General features: G+C 68.0%; 22 protein-coding genes. 10 read left to right on the forward strand and 12 right to left on the reverse strand.

Annotated features, from left to right (window positions below):
- Window positions 1-89 precede the first annotated feature (89 nt).
- The 6 genes from lptD (at window position 90) to POS15_RS14570 (ending at window position 7,252) form a co-directional block, all read left to right on the forward strand.
- A complete protein-coding gene (gene lptD / locus POS15_RS14545) occupies window positions 90-2,543 on the forward strand; it encodes an LPS-assembly protein LptD (RefSeq protein ID WP_019182426.1) in 2,454 nt (817 codons plus the stop codon).
- Window positions 2,540-3,886, forward strand: coding sequence for a peptidylprolyl isomerase (locus tag POS15_RS14550; protein WP_019182427.1), 1,347 nt, complete (start codon window positions 2,540-2,542; stop codon window positions 3,884-3,886). Before lptD ends, POS15_RS14550 begins: the two co-directional genes overlap by 4 nt.
- Before the next feature lie 3 nt (window positions 3,887-3,889).
- Complete coding sequence (gene pdxA / locus POS15_RS14555; protein WP_284128349.1) at window positions 3,890-4,870, forward strand: 4-hydroxythreonine-4-phosphate dehydrogenase PdxA; 981 nt, start codon at window positions 3,890-3,892, stop codon at window positions 4,868-4,870.
- Window positions 4,867-5,703 (forward strand): 16S rRNA (adenine(1518)-N(6)/adenine(1519)-N(6))-dimethyltransferase RsmA, encoded by an 837-nt coding sequence (rsmA, locus tag POS15_RS14560; protein WP_284128350.1) that lies wholly within the window; start codon window positions 4,867-4,869, stop codon window positions 5,701-5,703. The genes pdxA and rsmA overlap by 4 nt, the downstream gene beginning before the upstream one ends.
- A 120-nt stretch (window positions 5,704-5,823) precedes the next feature.
- On the forward strand, window positions 5,824-6,207 hold the full coding sequence (gene apaG / locus POS15_RS14565) for a Co2+/Mg2+ efflux protein ApaG (RefSeq protein WP_284128351.1): 384 nt from the start codon (window positions 5,824-5,826) through the stop codon (window positions 6,205-6,207).
- A 13-nt stretch (window positions 6,208-6,220) separates the two neighbouring features.
- Complete coding sequence (locus POS15_RS14570; RefSeq protein ID WP_284128352.1) at window positions 6,221-7,252, forward strand: symmetrical bis(5'-nucleosyl)-tetraphosphatase; 1,032 nt, start codon at window positions 6,221-6,223, stop codon at window positions 7,250-7,252.
- Window positions 7,253-7,295: 43 nt separating this feature from the next.
- Here the strand turns inward: POS15_RS14570 and POS15_RS14575 are convergent, their stop codons facing one another.
- The 8 genes from POS15_RS14575 to POS15_RS14610 form a co-directional block, all read right to left on the reverse strand.
- The gene (locus POS15_RS14575; RefSeq protein WP_019182432.1) at window positions 7,296-7,787 is read right to left on the reverse strand and encodes a dihydrofolate reductase; all 492 of its coding nucleotides are present in this window, start codon (window positions 7,785-7,787) and stop codon (window positions 7,296-7,298) included.
- Window positions 7,788-7,798: 11 nt separating this feature from the next.
- A complete protein-coding gene (locus tag POS15_RS14580; protein ID WP_019182433.1) occupies window positions 7,799-8,593 on the reverse strand; it encodes a thymidylate synthase in 795 nt (264 codons plus the stop codon).
- Window positions 8,590-9,480, reverse strand: a complete 891-nt coding sequence (gene lgt / locus POS15_RS14585) for a prolipoprotein diacylglyceryl transferase (RefSeq protein WP_019182434.1) — start codon at window positions 9,478-9,480, stop codon at window positions 8,590-8,592. The genes POS15_RS14580 and lgt overlap by 4 nt, the downstream gene beginning before the upstream one ends.
- Window positions 9,481-9,564: 84 nt before the next feature.
- Complete coding sequence (locus tag POS15_RS14590) at window positions 9,565-10,053, reverse strand: TPM domain-containing protein (protein ID WP_284128353.1); 489 nt, start codon at window positions 10,051-10,053, stop codon at window positions 9,565-9,567.
- On the reverse strand, window positions 10,053-10,946 hold the full coding sequence (locus POS15_RS14595) for a TPM domain-containing protein (RefSeq protein WP_284128354.1): 894 nt from the start codon (window positions 10,944-10,946) through the stop codon (window positions 10,053-10,055). Before POS15_RS14595 ends, POS15_RS14590 begins: the two co-directional genes overlap by 1 nt.
- A 4-nt stretch (window positions 10,947-10,950) precedes the next feature.
- Window positions 10,951-11,601, reverse strand: a complete 651-nt coding sequence (locus POS15_RS14600; protein WP_019182437.1) for a LemA family protein — start codon at window positions 11,599-11,601, stop codon at window positions 10,951-10,953.
- A gap of 94 nt (window positions 11,602-11,695) precedes the next feature.
- The gene (locus POS15_RS14605; RefSeq protein WP_019182438.1) at window positions 11,696-12,445 is read right to left on the reverse strand and encodes a TerC family protein; all 750 of its coding nucleotides are present in this window, start codon (window positions 12,443-12,445) and stop codon (window positions 11,696-11,698) included.
- A gap of 42 nt (window positions 12,446-12,487) precedes the next feature.
- Entirely contained in the window at window positions 12,488-12,868 is a 381-nt protein-coding gene (locus tag POS15_RS14610) for a diacylglycerol kinase (RefSeq protein ID WP_019182439.1), read from the reverse strand.
- Between the two features lie 231 nt (window positions 12,869-13,099).
- On the opposite strand from POS15_RS14610, the gene POS15_RS14615 reads away from it, so the two are divergent.
- Window positions 13,100-13,807 carry an SGNH/GDSL hydrolase family protein gene (locus POS15_RS14615; protein ID WP_019182440.1) on the forward strand — a complete coding sequence of 236 codons (708 nt, stop codon included), beginning with the start codon at window positions 13,100-13,102 and terminating at the stop codon, window positions 13,805-13,807.
- Between the two features lie 31 nt (window positions 13,808-13,838).
- Here the strand turns inward: POS15_RS14615 and POS15_RS14620 are convergent, their stop codons facing one another.
- The 3 genes from POS15_RS14620 to POS15_RS14630 form a co-directional block, all read right to left on the reverse strand.
- Complete coding sequence (locus tag POS15_RS14620) at window positions 13,839-15,110, reverse strand: HAMP domain-containing sensor histidine kinase (protein ID WP_019182441.1); 1,272 nt, start codon at window positions 15,108-15,110, stop codon at window positions 13,839-13,841.
- A 166-nt stretch (window positions 15,111-15,276) separates the two neighbouring features.
- Window positions 15,277-15,990, reverse strand: a complete 714-nt coding sequence (locus POS15_RS14625) for a response regulator transcription factor (protein WP_019182442.1) — start codon at window positions 15,988-15,990, stop codon at window positions 15,277-15,279.
- Between the two features lie 77 nt (window positions 15,991-16,067).
- Window positions 16,068-16,718, reverse strand: coding sequence for an arylesterase (locus POS15_RS14630; protein ID WP_026069656.1), 651 nt, complete (start codon window positions 16,716-16,718; stop codon window positions 16,068-16,070).
- 120 nt (window positions 16,719-16,838) lie between these two features.
- Here POS15_RS14630 and POS15_RS14635 point away from each other — a divergent pair, with 120 nt between their 5' ends.
- The 3 genes from POS15_RS14635 to POS15_RS14645 all read left to right on the forward strand — a co-directional run bounded on the left by POS15_RS14635 (window position 16,839) and on the right by POS15_RS14645 (window position 20,351).
- On the forward strand, window positions 16,839-17,441 hold the full coding sequence (locus POS15_RS14635; RefSeq protein WP_026069657.1) for an ATP-binding cassette domain-containing protein: 603 nt from the start codon (window positions 16,839-16,841) through the stop codon (window positions 17,439-17,441).
- Window positions 17,438-19,924: an FtsX-like permease family protein gene (locus POS15_RS14640; protein ID WP_284128355.1), complete on the forward strand. Its 2,487-nt coding sequence runs from the start codon at window positions 17,438-17,440 to the stop codon at window positions 19,922-19,924. Before POS15_RS14635 ends, POS15_RS14640 begins: the two co-directional genes overlap by 4 nt.
- A gap of 73 nt (window positions 19,925-19,997) precedes the next feature.
- Window positions 19,998-20,351: a DMT family protein gene (locus POS15_RS14645; RefSeq protein WP_019182446.1), complete on the forward strand. Its 354-nt coding sequence runs from the start codon at window positions 19,998-20,000 to the stop codon at window positions 20,349-20,351.
- Window positions 20,352-20,443: 92 nt separating this feature from the next.
- Here the strand turns inward: POS15_RS14645 and POS15_RS14650 are convergent, their stop codons facing one another.
- On the reverse strand, window positions 20,444-21,034 hold the full coding sequence (locus POS15_RS14650; RefSeq protein WP_019182447.1) for a hypothetical protein: 591 nt from the start codon (window positions 21,032-21,034) through the stop codon (window positions 20,444-20,446).
- Between the last annotated feature and the right edge of the window lie 70 nt (window positions 21,035-21,104).

Genomic DNA, 21,104 nt, shown 5'->3' on the forward strand with positions numbered 1-21,104 from the left:
CCCGGCCCCCTGCCTGGGCCGGACCTTCATTGCCCCTATGCAAGGGATGGGGCAAGCTACGATCCGTTTTCGTCCGAATCCGATACCGCGTGCGCCGAGCCCTCCGCCTGCTGCCCCTCCCCCTCAGTATCGCCATCTGCCTGCCGGCCCTGGCCGACGACAAGCCGGTGAACTGGGGCCTGTGCCCGGTGACCGACGTGCTGCCCGTGTTCGACGACGCGCCCAAGGCCGACAAAGCCGCGGCCGCGACGCGTGACCAGCAGCCGACGGACATCGAAGGCGACCAACTGACCGGTACCTCCGTGGTGCCCAACTACCAGGGCAATGTCGCGCTCAAACGCGGCGACCAGTTCCTGGGCACCGACAACCTGAGCTTCGATACCGAAAGCGGCAACTACATCGCCGAGGGCAATGTCCGTTACCAGGACTCCTCGATCCGGATGAAGGCCCGTCGCGCCGAGGGCAACCAGGAAAGCGACACCCACAAGATCAGCGATATCCAGTATCAGCTGGTGTCCCGCCGCGGCAATGGTGGCGCCGAGTCGATCGACCTGCAGGGTGCGGTCGGCCAGATGCACCGCTCCACCTACACCACCTGCGATCCCTCGCAGCCGGTATGGAAGCTGTCGGCACCGCAGATCGAGGTCGATAACGACGCCGGTTTCGGCACCGCACGCAACGCGGTGCTGCGGATCGGCAAGGTGCCGATCCTGTGGGCGCCCTACTTCAAGTTCCCGATCGATGATCGTCGCCAGACCGGCCTCCTCTATCCGCAGGTGGGCCTGTCCGGGCGCAACGGCTTCGATTACACCCAGCCGATCTATCTGAACCTGGCGCCGAACTTCGACGACACCCTGATGCCGCGCTACATGAGCAAGCGCGGTTTCATGCTCGACAACGAATTCCGCTACCTCTACGACGGTGGCCGCGGCGAACTGCTGACCGCCTACCTGCCCAACGACAAGCTGCGCGACAAGGATCGCGGCCGCGTGGAGTTCAGCGGGTACCACAACATCAACGCCAACTGGCAGGCCCGTGCCAGCCTGGCCTGGGTCAGCGATGAGCGCTATCTGGAGGATTTCTCCAACCGGCTGCTCGGCGTGACCACCTCCAACCTGCAGAGCCAGATCGGCATCTACGGCACCGGCGAGAACTGGACCGGCGGCCTGATGGCCGATTACTGGCAGCTCACCGATTACACCCTGACCGAAGCGTCCCTGCCCTACGCCCGCCAGCCGCGCCTGTTCGTCAACTGGGACAAGCCGCTGCTGCCCTGGCTGGAAACCGGCGTGTACGCCGAAGCCGTCAACTTCACGCACCTGGATGTGCATGAGAAGTTCGGCGCCGACCAGGAGTACGAGCGCACCGGCGTGTCACGCAGCATGGACGGCGGTTCGCGCCTGGACGTGAAGCCGTATGTGTCCATGCCCTTCAGTGGCGCGGCCTGGTACGTCACCCCGACCCTGGCCTACCGCTACACCGGGTACGACCTGGAGCGCGGCCTGGCCGACGACATCCGCCGGCAGAACCTGATCGCCGCCGGTATCGATCCGGCCACCGCCACCCCGGACCAGCTGCGCGGCAATACCTCGCCAAGCCGCAGCCTGCCGATCGGCACCATCGACGCCGGCCTGTTCTTCGATCGCGAGACCAAAATCGGCGATACCCGCTTCCTGCATACCCTGGAACCGCGCCTGTTCTACCTGCGCACGCCGTACCGCGACCAGAGCGATCTGCCGGTGTTCGATACGCGTGACTTCACCTTCAGCTGGGGCCAGCTGTTCCGCGATTCGCGCTATTCCGGCGCCGATCGGCAGAACGATGCCAACCAGCTGACCATGGCGGTGAGCACCCGCTTCATCGACCAGGACACCGGCAAAGAGCGCTTCTCGGGCAGCATCGGCCAGATCCTGTACTTCGATGATTCGCGGGTCACGCTCAACAGCAGTGAAACCCCGGTCGAGCAGGGCAAGTCGGCCTGGATCGCCGATACGAACTACATGATCAACGACCGCTGGACGCTGGGCGCCACCTACCAGTGGGACCCCAAGTACAAGCGTGAGGACCTGGCCAGCGTGCGCGCGCGCTACCTGATGTCCAACGACGGCATCGTCAATCTGACCTACCGCAGCCGTCTGAATCCGCAGGCCTCGACCACGGCGACCCGCCGTGACCGGACCCTGCTGGAGCAGGCCGACCTGTCCTTCCTGTACCCGCTCAATGAGCGCTGGAGCCTGGTCGGCCGCTATTACTACTCCATCCAGGACCGCGCCCCGCTGGAAATCATCGGCGGTGTGCAGTGGGACAGCTGCTGCCTCGCCGTTCGCGCCATTGCCCGCCGCTACGTGCGCAACCGCGAGGGTGAACTCAACAACTCCTTCCAGATCGAGTTCGTGCTCAAGGGCCTGAGCTCCATCGGCCAGAACACGGACCGCACCTTGCGCCGTGCTATTCTCGGGTACTACCGAGACGACCTCTATCTGGTGCCGCCCAGCAACACCGGTGCAGCCCGCGACGACTACGATCCGAATCAGATCCCATGACCAAGACCCTTCCCGTACTCCTCGCCTCCCTGCTGGCGGTCTCCTCCGCGACGGCCCCGTTGCAGGTGCTGGCCCAGCAGAGTCAGCCGCTGGACCGCATCGCGGCGATCGTCGATGAGGACGTCGTGCTGCAGAGCGAACTGGACCGTGCCGTCCAGAACATCAAGGCGCAGTACGCCGGTCGCGAAAACCAGCTGCCGCCCGATGATGTGCTCAGCCGCCAGGTGCTGGAGCGTCTGGTCCTGGTCAAGCTGCAGGTGGCGCGTGCCGAGAGCAGCGGCATCAAGGTCAGCGACCAGGAACTGAACCAGGCCATCAACGCCATCGCCCAGCAGAACGGCTCCACCCTGGATGCCCTGCGCCAGCGTCTGGCCAGCGACGGTCTGGATTTCAACGATTTCCGCAATTCGGTGCGTGACGAGATCACTGTCCAGCGCCTGCGCCAGAGCTTCGCGCAGAGCCGCATCACCGTCAGCGAAGGCGAAGTGGACGGCGCGCTCAAGCAGCAGGCCACCGTGGGCACCCAGTATCACCTGGCCCACATCCTGATCGGCCTGCCCGAAGGTGCCACCGCCGAGCAGATCACCACCGGCCAGAAGAAGGCCGATGGCGTCAAGGCACTGCTGGACAAGGGTGAGATCGACTTCAACGCCGCGGCGGTCCGTTATTCGGACAGCCCGAACGCGCTGGAAGGCGGCGACCTGGGCTGGCGTTCGCTGGATGAGATCCCCAATGCCTTCGCGCAGATGATGAAGGAAATGAAGACCGGCGACGTGGTCGGTCCGCTGCGTGGCCCCAGCGGCTTCCAGCTGCTGAAGCTGGTGGAGGTGCGTGATGCCAGCGCGGCCGCCGCCGGCGGTCACACCATCACCGAGTACCACGCCCGTCACATCCTGGTCCGCATCACCGACCAGCAGGACAACGCGGCGGCCAAGGCCAAGATCGACACGCTGCGCGCCCGCATCGCCGGTGGCGCCGAGTTCGACGCGGTCGCCAAGGAATCCTCGGAAGACAACAACAGCAAGGGCCAGGGCGGCGATCTGGGCTGGTTCCCGGTCGATGCATTCGGCCCGGACTTCGGCAAGCAGGTCGAAGGCGTGGCCGACGGCGGCGTGAGCCAGCCGTTCCGCACCGATGCCGGCTGGCATATCGTCCAGCGCGTTGCCACGCGCCAGACCGATGCCACCACCGACAACCAGCGTGCCCAGATCCGTGAAACGATCGGCCGTCGCAAGCTGGAGGAAGAGTACAACCGCTTCCTGCAGGAACTGCGTGGCGAAGCCTACGTGGACATGCGCGGCTATGCGCCGGGTGCCGCGGCGACCACGCCGCCGCAGTCCTGAACCATGCTCCCGCAGCTCGCGCTGGTACCGGGCGAGCCGGCGGGGATCGGCCCGGAGCTCTGCCTCCGCCTGATCCAGCAGCCGCGCGCCGATTGCCGGCTGCTGGCCTTCGCCGACCCGGATACCCTGCACGCCGCCGCCGCGGCGCTGTCGCTGCCGCTGCAGCTCCTGCCTGAAGACGCGATCGCCCGCCAGCCGGGCGATCTGCCCTTGCGGGTGGTGCCCAATGCAGTGCCATCCCGTTTCGGCACCCCCGACCCGGCCAATGCCGGCGCGGTGATCGGCGCCCTGCGCCAGGCCGGCCAGGCTTGCCTGACCGGTGAGCTGGCGGGCGTGGTCACTGGCCCGGTGCACAAGGCGGTCATCAATGAAGGCGGCATCGCCTACAGCGGCACCACCGAACTGCTGGCCGACCAGGCCCGCACCCCGGTGGTGATGATGCTGGCCAACGAGATCGTGCGGGTCGCCCTGGCGACCACCCACCTGCCGCTGCGCTCGGTCGCCGATGCGATCACCGCCGAGGGCCTGGCCCTGACCCTGCAGATCGTCCACGACGCCCTGCAGCGCGATTTCGGCCTGGCCTCGCCGCGCATCGCCGTGCTCGGGCTCAACCCGCATGCCGGCGAAGACGGCCATCTGGGCCGCGAAGAGCTGGACCTGATCATCCCGCTGCTGGAGCGCCTGCGCGCCCGGGGCATGGACCTGGTCGGCCCGCTGCCGGCCGATACCGCGTTCCTGCCGGCCAAGCTGGCCGGTTTCGACACGGTGCTTGCCATGTACCACGACCAGGGCCTGCCGGTGCTCAAGTACAGCGGCTTCGAGCAGGCCGTCAACATCACCCTGGGCCTGCCCTACCCGCGCGTCGCGGTCGACCACGGCACCGCCCTGGACCTGGCCGGCCGCGGCATCGCCGACCCCTCCAGCCTCCTCGCTGCCACCGCGCTGTGTGCCCGGCTGGCGCGCCAACGTACACTGGTGCCATGACTTCTTCGTATTCCTCCTCCGGCGCGCCCGGTTTCTCCGGCCCCGCCAAGAAGCAGCTCGGCCAGCACTTCCTCGCCGACCGCAGCTACATCGACAAGATCGTCCTGGCGGTCAACCCGAAGGACGGCGACCGCCTGGTCGAAATCGGCCCCGGCCAGGGCGCCATCACCCTGCCACTGCTGCGCCGCCACCCGAAACTGACCGTGATCGAGTTCGATCGCGACCTGGTCGGGCCGCTGGCCGCCGCCGCCGAACCGCTGGGTGAGATGACCATCATCCACCGCGACGTGCTGCAGGTGGATTTCACCGAGCTGGCCGCCGGTAGTCCGATCCGCCTGGTCGGCAACCTGCCCTACAACATCTCCTCGCCGATCCTGTTCCATGCGCTGGACCACGCGGCGGTGATCACCGACATGCACTTCATGCTGCAGAAGGAAGTGGTCGACCGCATGGCCGCCGATCCGGGCAGCAAGGTCTACGGCCGGCTGAGCGTGATGCTGCAGGCGTTCTGCAAGGTGACCTCGCTGTTCGTGGTGCCGCCGGGTGCGTTCCGGCCGCCGCCGAAGGTCGATTCGGCCGTGGTGCGGCTGGTCCCGCGCGATCCGGCCACGGTCGGCATCCTGGACCGCAAGCGATTTGCCCACGTGGTCAAGGCCGCCTTCGGGCAGCGCCGCAAGACGCTGCGCAATGCACTGCAGAACGTATGCACGCCCGAGCAGTTCGAAGCAGCCGGGGTGCGCAGCGATGCCCGTGCCGAGCAGCTGGACGTGGCGCAGTTCATCGCGCTGGCGAACGTGCCGTACACCGACGTTGACGACGCCGCGCAGGGATGAGCGCCTCGCCCGCGGCCCCCGGGCGCCGCGCGCACGTGGAACCGCCTGACCTTCATGACGGGGCGCTGCCAGCCGGGCAGCACTCATCTCATCGTGCACAACTTTTACTACACTGCCTGCATGAACGACGCTGCAAATTACGCGATCTCCGTCGAGGTCGCCCCCCGCTTCCTCGATGACCAGTCCACGCCGGAGGACGGGCGCTACGCGTTCGCCTACACGATCCGCATCCTCAACCAGGGGCACGTCGCCGCACGCCTGGTGGCCCGCCACTGGCGGATCACCGATGCCAATGGCCGCACCGAGCGGGTCGACGGCGACGGGGTGATCGGCGAGCAGCCGCGGCTGCGCCCCGGTGAAGACTTCCGTTACACCTCCGGTGTCATGCTGGAGACCGAGCACGGCACGATGCAGGGGCACTACGACATGGTGGCCGATGATGGCACCGAGTTCGCCGCCCCCATCGCGCCGTTCGTCCTGACCGTTCCGCGCACACTGCACTGATGGAGGCGCACGCATGAGTGTCTGGGCCATCGGCGACCTGCAGGGCTGCTACGACGTCACCCAGCGGTTGCTGGAAAAGATCAACTTCGACCCCGCGGTCGACAAACTGTGGTTCTGCGGTGACCTGGTCAACCGCGGTGGGCAGTCGCTGGAAACCCTGCGCCTGGTCCATTCGCTGCGCGACAGCAGCGTGATCGTGCTGGGCAACCATGACCTGTCGCTGCTCGCGGTCGGTGCACGCACCGAGGAAGAGCAGCGCAAGGTCAACCCGGACCTGCTGCGCATCGTGCAGGCCGAGGACCGCGACGAGCTGCTGGAATGGCTGCGCATGCAGAAGCTGGCCCATGTGGACCGTGAGCTGGGCTGGATGATGATCCACGCCGGCCTGGCCCCGAAATGGACCACTCAGCTGGCCGAGAAGCACGCCCGCGAGGTCGAGCAGCAGCTGCATGGCAGCGGCTACCGCAAGCTGTTCCGCAACATGTACGGCGACAAGCCGAGCTGGTCGCCCGGCCTGGCCGGCTACGACCGCTCCCGCGCGATCATCAATCTGTTCACCCGCATGCGCTACTGCACGCCGCGTGGCCGGATCGGGATCGAGGACAAAGGCACGCCGGGTACGCAGGAACAGGGGCTGTATCCCTGGTTCGAAGTGCCGGGTCGCGCCGAGCGCGATCTGAAGATCGTCTGCGGGCACTGGTCCGCCCTGGGCCTGACCATCACCCAGGGCGTGCACGCCATCGATACCGGCGCGGTGTGGGGCGGCAAGCTCACCGCCCTTCAGCTGGATACCGACGAGCTGCGCGTGGTGCAGGTGCCGGGCCGCGACGTGCCCAAGCCGGTCTCCGCGCCGCGTCCGCCGGCACGCCGGCCGGCCGCCGAGGGCACGCCGCCGAACGGGCGCCCGCCGCGCCAGGGCCAAGGCCAGGGGCGCGACCGTGGCCGGGGCGGCCAAGGCCGCCAAGGCGGCGGCACCAGGCCCGCACAAAGCACACAGCCGCAATCGCAGCCGCAGCACAGCGACGTCACCAGCGACGCGGAGTGATCCGCAGGCCGGTCAACACGACCGGCCTGCCTGCACCGCCGGCTCAGGCGCGGCGGTAATCGACGAAATCGAACGCGAACGCGTGCCGCTCATCGGCCGCGTGGTGTTCCCGCGCCACTTCCACCCATAGCGCCGGATCGACCGGCGGGAAGTGGGTATCGGCAGGGACGGTGGTGTTCACCCAGGTCAGGTGCAGATCGGTGGCCTGGTCCATGGCCAGGCGATAGATTTCGCCGCCACCAATGACGCACAACTCTTGTGCCCCCGCATCGCCTGCAGCCTGCAGCGCCTGCTCGATCGAAGCCACCGCCTGCATGCCCTCGAACGGCACCTGGCCACGGCGGGTCAGCACCAGGTTCAGGCGGCCCGGCAGGGCGCGACCGAGCGACTGCGCGGTCCTGCGCCCCATCAGGATCGGCTTGCCGACGGTCAGCGCCTTGAAGCGCTTGAGATCATCCGGCAGCTTCCACGGCAGGTCGTTGTCACGGCCAATGCCGTGGCGGGTGTCGAGCGCGGCGATCAGCGAGAGCTTCATGCGCGGGCCACTCACACGGCCACCGGAGCCTTGATCGCCGGGTGTGGGTCGTACCCATCAATGCGGATGTCCTCGAACTGGAACCCGAACAGATCGGTCACCTCGGGGTTCAGCCAGAGCGTCGGCAGCGCGCGCGGCTCGCGGGCGAGCTGTTCGCGGGCCTGCTCGACATGGTTCGAGTACAGGTGCGCATCGCCCAGGGTGTGCACGAAATCGCCAACGCCCAGCCCGGTGGCCTGCGCCACCATGTGGGTCAGCAGCGCGTAGCTGGCGATGTTGAACGGCACGCCCAGGAAGATGTCGCCGCTGCGCTGGTAGAGCTGGCAGCTGAGCTTGCCGTCCACCACATAGAACTGGAACAGGTTGTGGCACGGCATCAACGCCATCTGCGACAGCTCGCCCACGTTCCAGGCACTGACCACCAGCCGGCGCGAATCGGGGTTGCGCTTGATCTCGTCCACCAGCCACTGCATCTGGTCGATCGCCCCGCCATCGGCAGTGCCCCAGCTGCGCCACTGCTTGCCGTAGATCGGGCCGAGGTCGCCGTTGGCATCGGCCCATTCGTCCCAGATCCGCACCTGGTGGTCCTTCAGGTACCCGATGTTGGTATCGCCCTTCAGGAACCACAGCAGCTCATGGATGATCGAGCGCAGGTGCAGTTTCTTGGTGGTGACCAGCGGAAAGCCGTCATTGAGGTTGAAGCGCATCTGCCAGCCGAACACGCTGCGCGTGCCGGTGCCGGTGCGGTCGGATTTTTCCGTGCCGTGCTCCAGCACGTGCTCGAGCAGCGCCAGGTAGGCCTTCATGCCTTGGCTCCTGCCGGGGCGACCGGCAGCACCGGCTGCAGCACCGGCGCGCGACGCGACAGCGCCAGCAGGACCAGGCCGAAGGCCACCAGCGGCAGGCTGAGCAGCTGGCCACGGGTGAACCAGTCGAAGGCGAGGTAGACGCCGTTGTCGGGCATGCGCACGAACTCCACTGCGAAGCGGAAGATGCCGTACATCAGCGCGAACAGGCCGGCGATCACATAGCGGTGGCGCGGCTTGGCGGAGACCGCCCACAGCACCACGAACATCACCAGGCCTTCCAGCAGCGCTTCATACAGCTGCGAAGGATGGCGCGCGTACTGGTTGAGCGCGCCGGTGGCGAACTCGGCCTTGAGCGTGGCCAGGTCCAGACCGTTCAACGGCGCCGGCAGGCCGCTCGGGAACACCACGCCCCAGGTGCCGTCGGTGTACTTGCCCCACAGCTCGGCGCCGATGAAGTTGCCGATGCGGCCGAAGCCCAGGCCCAGCGGCACCAGCGGGGACATGAAATCGAGGGTGTCGAACAGGTGCAGGCGGTGCTTGCGCGACCACCACCACGAGGCGAACAGCACGCCGAGCAGGCCGCCATGGAAGCTCATGCCGCCGTCCCACACTTTGAACAACAGCAGCGGGTTGTGCAGGAATTCGGCGGTCGCGTAGAACAGCATGTAGCCCACGCGGCCACCGACAACCACGCCGAGCATCGCGTAGAACAGCAGGTCGGAGAAGCCGTTGGCATCGACCCCGGGCAGGCGACCGGCGGCGATCCGCTTGCGCCCCAGCCACCAGGCAGCGGTGAAGCCGAGCAGGTACATGATGCCGTACCAATGCACCTTGATCGGCCCGAGCGAGATGGCGATGGGGTCGATGTCGTGGAAATAGATCATGAAGGGCGCCTTGCAGGGATGCCGATATTCTAGCGCCGCCCGGGAGCGGCCTCGCGGCGGCCCCGACCGCGCGATTGCCAGGCTTCAGCCCAGGATCTGCGGCGTGTCCGGCAGGCCGTCCTCCTGTGACCCCGGAAGGGGCGGATAGTGCCCGGCCAGCAGGTCCGACACCTCTTCGATCGCCAGCAGCACGCCCGCCTGCAGGGCCCCCTCACGCAGCCGCTGCTGCATGTGCGCGCAGATCGCCTGCCACTGCGCCTCGCCGATGCGCCCGCGCAGGCCGCGGTCAGCGACCAGCTCGATGGCATGGTCGGCCAGCAGCAGGTAGATCAGTACACCGTTGTTGTGTTCGGTATCCCAGGTGCGCAGTTGGGCGAAGGCATGTTCGGCGCGCTGTTGGGGCGAGACGCCCTGCCACAACGCGGCCAGCGGCAGATCCGCTTCCACCGCGAACATCACCTGGCCACCGTGGCGCCGCTCGCCGGCGCTGATCGCATCGGTGATCGCCTGCAGATGTGCCGGTGGGAAGGCGCGCCGCACCGAAGGAGAAAACACGTGCCGGAGCCAGCGCATCACCAGCCTCCCGAGGCGCCACCGCCTCCCGAACGCCCACCACCACCGCCCCAGCCGCCACCGCCGCCGAAGCCACCGCCACCACCGAACCCGCCGCCACCGCCCCAGCCACCGCCACCCCAGCCGCCACTGCGCGCGAACACGCCGCCGCGACCGGCCGACGTCAGGCCGACCAGCAGGCCCACCACGGCGGCCGCGCCACTGGCGACCACCAGCGAGGTGAACAGGAACGCGGCCACCCCGGCCCCGGCACCGCTGGCCAGCGCGCGCAGCGGTCGCGGCAGCCAGCCCAGCATGCCGCGCAGGAACAGGCCGGCAAACAGGCCGATGCCAAGCGCCATCGTCCAGTTGCCCCCCGCCGGGGCGTCCTGGACGCGATGCGTGCTGACCGGCGCGGGCAAGGCCTCGCCGTCGATCAGTTTGACCAGTGCAGCGCTGGCATCGGTGAGCCCACCGGCGTAGTCGTTGCTGCGGAACCGGGGGGCCAGGTATTCCTGGATCACCCGGTTGGCGATCGCATCCGGAATCGCGCCTTCCAGGCCGTAGCCCGGCTCGATGCGGACCCGGCGATCGTCCTTGGCCACCACCAGCAGGACGCCGTCGTCCACGCCCTTGCGGCCGATGGACCACTGCTCGAACACACGCTGGGTGTACTGCTCGATGGTTTCCGGCGCGGTGCTCGGCACCATCAGGATCTGCAGCTGGCTGCCCTTGCGCTGCTGCAGCGCCAGCGCCTGCGCCTCCAGCGCCTGGATCTGCGCTGCATCCAATGTGCCGGTGGTATCCACCACCGGCGAGGACATCGCCGGGATCGCCGCCTGGGTCTGCGCCCAGGCAGGCAGCGCCAGCGCCAGGCAGAGCAGCAACAGGCAGCGCAGCAGGCGCATGGTCACGGGCTCAGTTCGCCGGCTGTGGCTGCTGCTGCGGGGCCTGCGGCTGCGGCGCAGGCGCCGGGGCCGGTTGCTGCGAACCGAACTTGACCGCCGGCGGCTGCGAGATCTGCGCTTCGTTCTCCACCGTGAAGTTCGGCTTGGTCGCATAGCCGAACAGCTTGGCAGTGATCACCTGCGGGAACTGGCGGATGTAGGTGTTGTAGTCCTGCACCATCTGGATATAGCGGCCGCGCGCCACGGTGATCCGGTTCTCGGTGCCTTCCAGCTGGGCCTGCAGATCGCGGAAACCCTGGTCGGACTTCAGGTTCGGGTAATTCTCGGTGACCACCAGCAGGCGTGACAGCGCACCGCTCAACTCACCCTGGGCCTGCTGGAACTGCTTGAGGGAGTCGGCATCGTCGGCGTTGACGTTGACCTGCCCCACGCGTGCACGGGCGTTGGTGACGTCGGTCAGGACCTGGCGTTCCTGGTTGGCATAGCCTTCCACGGTCTGCACCAGGTTGGGGATCAGATCGGCGCGGCGCTTGTACTGGTTGAGCACCTCGGCCCAGCCCGCCTTGACCTGCTCATCCTTCTGCTGGATGGCGTTGTAGCCGCAACCGGACAACAGGGAGGCCAGCACGGCCAGGCACAACAAACGGGAGAACGATCGCATGGCCGGCTCCGGATCTCGATGAACGGGATCCGGAGCATGCCATGTTCCGGGTAAAGCGGATGTGGGTATCGACCAAAGGTCGGCACCTACCCCCTTACCAGTTGCCGGCACCCGGCACGTTGTGCGCCACGGCGCGGCGGCGCATCAGCAGGTTCAGCCATTCCACCAGCACCGAGAAGCCCATCGCGGCATAGATGTAGGGCTTGGGCACGTGCACGCCCAGGCCGTCCAGGATCAGGACCACGCCGATCAGCAGGATGAAGGCCAGGGCCAGCATCTTCACGGTCGGGTTGGCGTCGATGAAGCGGCCCAGCGGGTTGGCGGCCAGCAGCATGACGGCCACCGACAGCAGGATCGCGGCGACCATCACCGGGATGTGGTCGGCGATGCCGACGGCGGTGATCACCGAGTCCAGCGAGAACACGATGTCGATCACGGCGATCTGCGCGATCACCATGCCGAACACGGCCGAGGCCTTGGTGGTGGTCGGGTCTTCGTCTTCGCCGCCGGTGATCAGCTCGCGGATCTCCATGGTGCCCTTGATGATCAGGAACAGGCCACCGAGGATCAGCACCAGATCGCGGATGGAGATGCCCATGCCGGCGATGGTGAACAGGTTGGCTTCCATGTGGGCCAGGTAGGCCAGCGAGACCAGCAGCAGGATGCGGGTGATGCAGGCCACCGCGATGCCGAGTTTGCGCGCGAACGGGCGGCGCGTTTCGGGCAGCTTGCTCACCGCGATCGAGATGAAGACCAGGTTGTCGATGCCCAGCACGATTTCCAGCGCGCTCAGCGTGAACAGGGTCAACCAGACATTGGGGTCGGACAACAACTCAAGGAACATGGACTTCCATCCTTACAGGGGGGATGACGCGGCAGGCCCGCGTCAGAAGATTTGCGGCAGCAGGATCAGGACCCAGCACACCAGTACGTTCATCATCAGCACGAAGACCGCGGCCGAGCCCATGTCCTTGGCGCGACCGGCGAGCTCGTGGAACTCCGCGCCGTAGCGCTCGATCACCGCCTCGATCGCCGAATTGGCCAGTTCCATGGCCAGCACCAGCAGCACCGAGCCGATCATCAGCGCGCGTTCCACCGGGGTCTGGCCGAGCCAGAGTGCCAGCGGCGCGAGCACGATCAGCAGGTAGACCTCCAGCCGGAACGAGGACTCGTGCAGCCAGGCTGCACGCAACCCCTGCCAGGACCACACCGCGGCCTTGAAGATGCGCTTGGGGCCGCGCGGCAGGTGGCCGATTTCATCGGCCATGGGCAGGCACCCCGGTCGGCAACGCACGCCGGAACGGCAGGAACAGCACACGGCAGACAGTCATGGGCATCGCTGAATGGGGCAGGCAATCCCTCATTTTGCCATAAGCCGGTCGGGGCATTGTCGAAGGCGGCCAACGCCCGTCCGTGGTAAAGCGCGGCCGGGCCGCAACTTCTATGATGAACGTCTACCCGTCCGGGCGCCCCAGGCGCCCCACCACAGGAGTCGTCCATGCTGCACCGTCGTGCCCGCCCCCTTCTGCTCGCTCTTGCCCTGGGGGCCGCCCTGCCCGCGCTGGCGCGCTCCCCCGCCCCTGCCGCACCGCAGGTGCCGACCCAGGTCTCCAACGTGGCGTGGGCCGGCGACATGGCGCAGTTCGCGGCGCAGGACGCGGCCAGCCCACCGCCGCGCGGCGGCATCGAGTTCATCGGCAGCTCCTCGGTACGCATGTGGGAGAGCCTGGCCACCGATTTCCCGGGCCAGCCGGTGTTCAACCGCGGCTTCGGCGGCTCGGAAGTGCGCGACAGCACCTGGTATGCCGACCGCATCGTGATTCCATATGCGCCGTGCAAGGTGTTCTTCTACGCCGGCGACAACGACCTCAACAGCGGCCGCAGCCCCGCCCAGGTCCGCGATGACGTGGTGGCCTTCGTGCAGCGCGTGCACCGCGACCTGCCCAAGACGACGGTGGAGATCATCTCGATCAAGCCCAGCCCGTCGCGCGCGAACCTGCTACCCGCGGTGGTGGAAGCCAACGGCTTGATCCAGAAGGCCCTGGCCTCGCTGCCCAACACCGGCTACACCGATGTCTACACGCCGATGCTCGGTGCCGATGGCCAGCCACGCGCCGCATTGTTCCGCGAGGACATGCTGCACATGACCCCGGAAGGCTATGCGATCTGGCGCAAGGCGCTGGCGCCCAAGGTGCAGTGCGACTGAACCAGGCGGGGAGGCGCCACGCCTCCCCGACTCAACGGTAGTGGATCGTGGCCTGGGTGCCCTGCCCGGGCGCACTGCTCAGGCCGATCTTCCAGCCGAAGCGGTCGCACAGCCGGCGCACGATCGACAGCCCCAGCCCGGTGCCCTGCGGGCGGCTGGGTTCGGCACGGTAGAACGGCTCGAACGCGCGGCTGAGCGCTTCGGGCGACATGCCGATGCCGGTATCGCGCACGACCACCCGGTCGTCTTCGACATCGACATCGATCCGGCCTTCGTCGGTGTAACTGCAGGCGTTGCGCAGCAGGTTGCTGACCACCACCTGCAGTACCCGCGGCGGGGCGTGCAGCATCACCGGGCCGTGGCTGTGCAGGTGGATCTCGACCGGTCGCCCGGCGATCAGCTCGCGGGCGTTGTCGACCTCGTAGCGGACGATCTCATTGACGTCGAACAGCTCGACCTGCGGCTCGACATCGGCCTCGCGGGCCAGGATCAGGAAGGCATCGATCACCGCTTCCATGTCACGCCCGGCGCGCTGGATGCGCTGCAGGCCACGGCGCAGGCGTGGCGTCATGTCCTGGTCGCCCAGTGCCATGTCGCTGGCCACGCGGATCACGGTGAGCGGGGTGCGCAGCTCGTGGCTGGCATCGCGGGTGAAGTTGCGTTCGCGCGCGACGTGCGCGGTGACCTTGGTCGCCAACGAGTGCAGCGCGGCGGCCAGCTGGCGGGTCTCGCCCTGCATGTCGGCCGGCAGTTTGGCCGGCGCCAGATCGGCCGCCTCCGGGTGCCCGGGATCCCAGCGCGACACGCGCCTGGCCAGCCAGTTGACCGGCGAGACCAGGCGTTTGGAGGCGCGGTAGGTGATCCAGGAGGCGCCATAGACGGCCAGCAGGGTCAGCAGCACCGGCACCACGCCGAACCAGAACGCCAGCATCTCCGCGCGCGAGCGCAGGAACACCAGGTACAGGCGGCCTTCCGGACGCGCATCGACCAGCACCAGCTGGTCGTCGTCCTTGAGCTCGTGGAAGCCGGGAGGGAGCGTGCGAAGGTTGGCTGGCAGGCTCAGCGGCGACTGCCCGGTCTCGAGCAGATACCCGCGGATGTTCTGGGTGTTGGGCGGCGGCTGCACCGGCGAGGCCTCGTGCAATTGCCAGTAATAGCTGGCCTCTTCCTGCAGCGCGCTGCTGACCAGGCTGTGCTTGATCACCAACGACACCAGCCATGCGCCCAGCAGGATGCCCAGGCTGGCGAGCACGGCTTGGAGGATGAAGACGATGCGGATCTTGCGCGGCAGACCGTGCGGCATTACGGGGTCCAGGGCGGTTCGCGGCGATTATAGGAAAGCTTGCCGTGATTCCATCGTGCAAACCATGACAACGGCCCGGCAAGCGCCGGGCCGTCATGCTCCAGAGGGTGCCGGAGGATCGCCGCCCAGGTCACCGGCAGGTGGCCGAGCGGCGATGGATCCCCTGTCAGCTCATCGGCTGGGCGATATCGGCAATGCGGTAACCGGCACTCTGCACTGTGTGCAGCAGCGGGCGGTCGAACGGCTTGTCGATGATCTTGCGCAGGTTGTACAGATGGCTGCGCAGGGTGTCCGAGTCGGGCAGGCCATTGCCCCAGATCTCGCGTTCGATTTCCTGGCGGGTCACCACACGCGGCGATTCGCGCATGAGGATCGTCAGCAGGCGCAGGCCGATCGGCGAGAGCTGCAGTTCGGTCCCGGCACGGGTGGCGCGCATGCTGACCGGATCGAGCACGAGGTCGGCGACCTTGAGCACTTCCGAGCCGACCTGGCGACGCTCGCGGCGGATCAGCGCGCGCAGGCGGGCTTCCAGTTCCTGGATCGCGAACGGCTTGGTCAGGTAGTCATCGGCGCCGAACCCCAGGCCGGTGAGCTTGTCGTCCAGCGTGTCGCGCGCGGTCAGCATCAGCACCGGCGTCGACTTGCGGGCGTCGTTGCGCAGGCGGCGACAGACCTCGATGCCGTCCAGACGCGGCAGCATCAGGTCCAGCACGACCACGTCGTAGCTGTTCTCGGCCGCCAGACGATAACCGTCCAGCCCATCCTGGGCGTAGTCGACTTCAAAGCCGCGCCCTTCCAGGTACTCGCCGATCATCTCGGAAATATTACGGTTGTCTTCGACCACCAGCACCAGGCCGGAGGTCTCCTTTGTCTGACGCATGGGATTCCCTCTTTCTTCAGCTTTGTGAAACATGCCGCATCACCAGTGGACGCGGCGTGAAGTTCCTCACACACCGATCAAAGCAGGGGTTTGAGCAGCGGCCAGACGTTGTCCAGCACCTGCGGCTGCGCAGCTGCGGTGGGGTGCAGCCCGTCGGCCTGCATCAGGTCGGGCTTCAGCGCCACGCCCTCGAGCAGGAACGGCAGCAGTGGCACCTTGTACTGGCTGGCCAGCTCGGCGTAGGTCTGCTTCAGCCGCTGGCGGTAGGCCGGCCCGTAGTTGGGCGGCACGTCGATGCCCAGCAGCAGCACCTTGGCGCCGGCCTTCTGGCTGGCCACGATCATCTTTTCCAGGTTGCCGCGCAGCTGGGCCGGAGTGAGCCCGCGCAGCGCATCGTTGCCACCCAGCTCGATCACCACCACCGAAGGGCGGTGCTTCTCCAGCAGGCCCGGCAGGCGGGTCAGCGCGCCGGCGGTGGTTTCGCCACTGATGCTGGCATTGATGATCGCCGGCGGCGGCTTGATCTGTTGTTTGACCCGCTGCTGAAGCAGGTTTACCCAGCCCGACGCGGCCGGGATATTGTGGGCGGCACTGAGGCTGTCGCCGACCACCAGCACCGCTGCACGGGTGTCCGGACCTTTGGCACAGGCCAGCATCGGCATCAGCAGCAACCATGCCAGCAGCCAGCCCATCGGGGCCGCACGGCCCTTTCCACTTGCTTGGTTCATTGGAGAATCCTCATCGACAGCCTGTCCCCCCGCAGCGCGCCCGTCGCCATCGCCGCCCACAACGTGGGCAAGTCCGCACGTGGCCCGGAGGGTGAAGTCCACATACTGGACAACATTGACATGACCGTCCATGAAGGCGAGAGCGTGGCCATCGTCGGCGCTTCAGGTTCGGGCAAGACCACCCTGCTCGGCCTGCTCGCCGGGCTGGACCTGCCGAGCCACGGCAGCATCGCGCTGGCCGGTGCCGATCTCAACACGCTCGATGAGGAAGCCCGCGCGCAGCTGCGCGCGCGCGAAGTGGGTTTCGTCTTCCAGAGTTTCCATCTGCTGCCGGCCCTGACCGCCGAAGAGAACATCGCGCTGCCGCTGGAGCTGGCCGGCCGCGAGGATGCCGCGCGGGTACGCGAGGTGCTGGAGCAGGTCGGCCTGGGCCACCGTGCGCGTCACTACCCGCGCCAGCTTTCCGGTGGCGAGCAGCAACGTGTGGCGCTCGCCCGCGCCTTCGTGGCACGGCCGCGCATCCTGTTCGCCGATGAGCCCACCGGCAGCCTGGACCAGGCCACCGGGCAGCAGATCAGCGACCTGCTGTTCGCGCTCAATGCCACCAGTGATACCACCTTGGTGCTGGTCACCCATGACCTGCGCCTGGCCCAGCGCTGCGAGCGCATCTACCAGCTCGACGGTGGCCGCCTGGCCGATACCGTTGCCGGCGTGGGCGCATGAACGTCGTGCGCCACGCGGCGCGTGCGCTGCGCCGCGAGTTCCTGGCGGGGGATCTGCTGACCGTGTTCGCCGCGCTGGTGCTGGGCGTGGCGGTGATGACCGCGGTGGGCACGCTGGTCAACCGGGTGACGCTGGCACTGACCAGCAGCGCGGCGGAAATGCTTGGCGGTGATCTGGGCCTGAGCGGACGCGAGGATGTGCCGCAGAATTTCGCCGAGGCAGCGCGCGAACGCGGCCTGGCCCATACGCGCATGGTCAGTTTCCCAAGCGTGCTGTTCCATGGCGATGACAGCCAGATGGCCAACATCAAGGCAGTCGCCGACGGCTATCCGCTGCGCGGCGAACTACGGGTCAGCCGCACCCCGCATGACACCGCCAGCGAGACCGCGGGCACGCCGCCGCCCGGCCAGGCCTATGCCGATCCGCGGCTGATGCAGGCGCTTGGCCTGCAGGTGGGCGATGCCCTGGAATTCGGCGCAGGCACGTTGACCGTGACGCGGGTGCTGCAGGCCGAGCCGGATACCTCCGGTGAGCTGATGCAGCTGTCGCCGCCGCTGCTGGTCAATCGCATGGATGTGGACCGTGCCGGCCTGCTCGGCCCGGGCAGCCGCGCCTCGTACCGAATGATGTTCGCGGGCGAGCCGGCGCAGATCGCCGCCTTCCGCGAGTGGCTGACGCCGCAGGCCAAGGGCTACCGGATCGTCGGCATCGACGATACCCAGCGCGGGGTGCGCGGCGCATTCGATCTGGCCGGCCGTTTCCTGTCGCTGGCCGCGTTGCTGGCGGTGCTGCTGGCCGGTGTCGCCACGGCACTGGCCGCCAACCGCTTCGCGATGCGGCGCATCGACCAGGTCGCGATCCTGCGCTGCCTGGGCGCGCGCCAGCGCGACATTCTCGCGGCGATGGCCCTGCAGCTGGTCATGCTGGCCGTACCCGCCTGCCTGGTCGGCATCGGCCTGGGCATGGCCGCGCAGGCCGGGCTGGTGCAGGCGCTGGGTGGATTGATTCCGAACCGCCTGCCCCTGCCGCAGGCCACGCCGGCGCTGAGTGGTGCCGGCATCGGCCTGGTGCTGCTGCTCGGCTTCGGCCTGCCGCCGCTGCTGCGCCTGCGCAGCGTGCCGCCGATGCGCGTGCTCAACCGCAGCTTCGCGGCGTTGCCGCCGAGTTCCATGCTGGTCTATGCGGCCGCGCTGGCGGCCACCGTCGCGCTCACGGTGCAGGCCACCGGCGACGTCAAGCTGGCTGCGTGGGTGCTGGGCGGGCTGGCCGCGCTGGCGGCACTGGCCGGTGCGCTCGGTGCGCTGCTGCTGTGGCTGCTGCGTGGCGTGCAACCGCGCCTGCGCGGGCGCTGGAAACTGGGCCTGGCCTCGCTGACGCGGCGGCGCGGGCTGGCGGTGATGCAGCTGGTCGGCCTGTCGCTGTCGCTGTGTTCGCTGCTGCTGCTGTCGGTGATCGGCCCGGGGTTGTTGGCGCAGTGGCGCGACCGCCTGCCGACCGATACGCCGAACTACTTCCTGATGAACATCCAGCCGGAGCAGCGCGATGCGGTGCTCTCGACCCTGGCCGGGCTGGGCGTGGTCTCGCCGGGCATCGAGCCGTTCAGTATCGGTCGTCTGCTGGCGGTCAACGCGCGGCCGCCGCAGCGGCAGGCGCGCGAGGACAACAGCAACGAGGACGACGATGCCAACCGCCCGGTCAACTTCTCGTGGCGGCATGATTTCCCGCCGGCCAACACGCTGCTCGGCGGAACCTTCTGGAAGGCCGGCAGTACCGCGGCGGAAGCCTCGATCGAACAGGGCTGGGCCGAGCGTTACGGGATGAAGCTGGGCGACACGGTCACGCTGCAGATGGGCGATCAGGAGCGCAGCTTCACGGTCACCAGCATCCGCAAGGCGGACTGGGATTCGTTCCGGGTCAATTTCTTCCTGCTGCTCAACGAAGGTGCGGTGGCCGATGCGCCCTACAACCTGATCACCGCCTTCCACCTGCCGCGCGCGCAGGCACCGGCGCTGGCCGGGCTGACCCGGGCGTACCCCAACATTTCGCTGCTGGACATCGACGGCATCCTCGAGCGCGTGCGCGAGGTGATCAACCGGGTGACGCAGGCGGTGCAGCTGGTCATGGGCTTCAGCCTGCTGGCCGGTCTACTGGTGCTGCTGGCGGCATTGCAGGCCACGGCCGGCGAGCGCCGCTATGACAGTGCGGTGCTGCGCACGCTGGGGGCCACGCGGCGCCAGCTGCGGGGCGCGGTGCTGGTCGAGTTCGGGGCGCTGGGCCTGTTGTCGGCGTTGCTCGCGGTGGGCACGGCGGCGCTGCTGGGCAGCGTGGTGGCGCGGCAGGTGTTCGAGTTGACGCTGAGTCCGCCCTGGGGGCCGTTGCTGCTTGGCGGTGGGCTGGGCGTGCTGTTGAGCATGCTGGCCGGCTGGTGGGGCACGCGGCGGATCCTGCATACCCCGCCGGCGCTGGCCCTGCGGGAGGCATGAGCACGCGGCGATGACACGGGCACGGGGCGTGCCTCGGTATGCTGCACGCCCCTGCCCCCCTGAGATCGCCCGGATGCCCGGCACCCCGTTCACTGCCTATCTGTATCCCGTACTACTGCTGCTGGGCAGCAACATTTTCATGACCTTCGCCTGGTACGGGCATCTGAAGTACAAGAGTGCGCCGTTGATGACGGTGATCCTGGTCAGCTGGGGCATCGCGTTTTTCGAGTACTGCCTGCAGGTACCGGGTAACCGCCTGGGCAGTGCGGTGTATTCGGCGCCGCAGCTGAAGGGCATGCAGGAGGTGATCACCCTGGTGGTGTTCGCGGCCTTCTCGGCGTTCTACCTGGATCAGCCGCTGAAGTGGAACCACTGGGCCGCGTTCGGGCTGATCCTGGTAGCGGCATTCCTGATGTTCAAGGAATGAGGGCGACGCCCGCATTCGGGTCGCCACCGGCTGCGAGTCGGTGACAGCTGCGATGCCCCCGCATCGTCGCCGGGCCGGCCCGTCGTTTCAGATTACAGCTGGATCACCGGCATGCCGTCGGCTGCCCACGCACCGCCGCGGCGAGCGGCGGTGGCGCAGCAGCAGTCGTCGACCCAGAGCTCGCCTTCGGCCCCTTCGACGTGCCCGATCCGGCGTGCGGTGGTCGCCCCCAGGGCCGACAACGAGGCCAGGCTGGCGGCGAGTTCGCGGCCTTCGCCGACCTGTAGGCGCAGTGCGCACATGCGCCAGGCGTCGTTGCCCAGGCGCACGGCCAGTCGCCGCCACAGGCGCTCGGCGACGCCGGCGTCGTTGACCGGCTCGGGGCGTGCGGGGAAGGCGGAAACCAGGCGGTCCCAAGCGAGGAAATCGCTGTCCGGCAGCAGGTACAGCCGCCAGCAGCAGCGGCCGCGGGCATCGACGAAGCACAGGCTTTCGCGGATGCCTTCGCTGTCCATGCCCTGGCAGGCGTGGGCAGACACGGCGTGCTTCCAACCGCCGAGTTCACTGCTGTCCGGGCGGTACAGGCACAGCACGGTGCCCAGTGAGGCCAGCTGTGCGGCCGATGGCAGGCCGGCGATGGGATGGCGGCCCGGTGGGCGGCCGACGGAAAGGGCGCGGCTCATGGGATCTACCTGCAATCGGCGGTTGCGGGGGAGACCCTCGACCCACGCCGCGGGCCGGAGCCGACGGCGG

Source organism: Stenotrophomonas sp. BIO128-Bstrain (assembly GCF_030128875.1).
In the GTDB taxonomy this organism is placed as follows: domain Bacteria; phylum Pseudomonadota; class Gammaproteobacteria; order Xanthomonadales; family Xanthomonadaceae; genus Stenotrophomonas; species Stenotrophomonas bentonitica_A.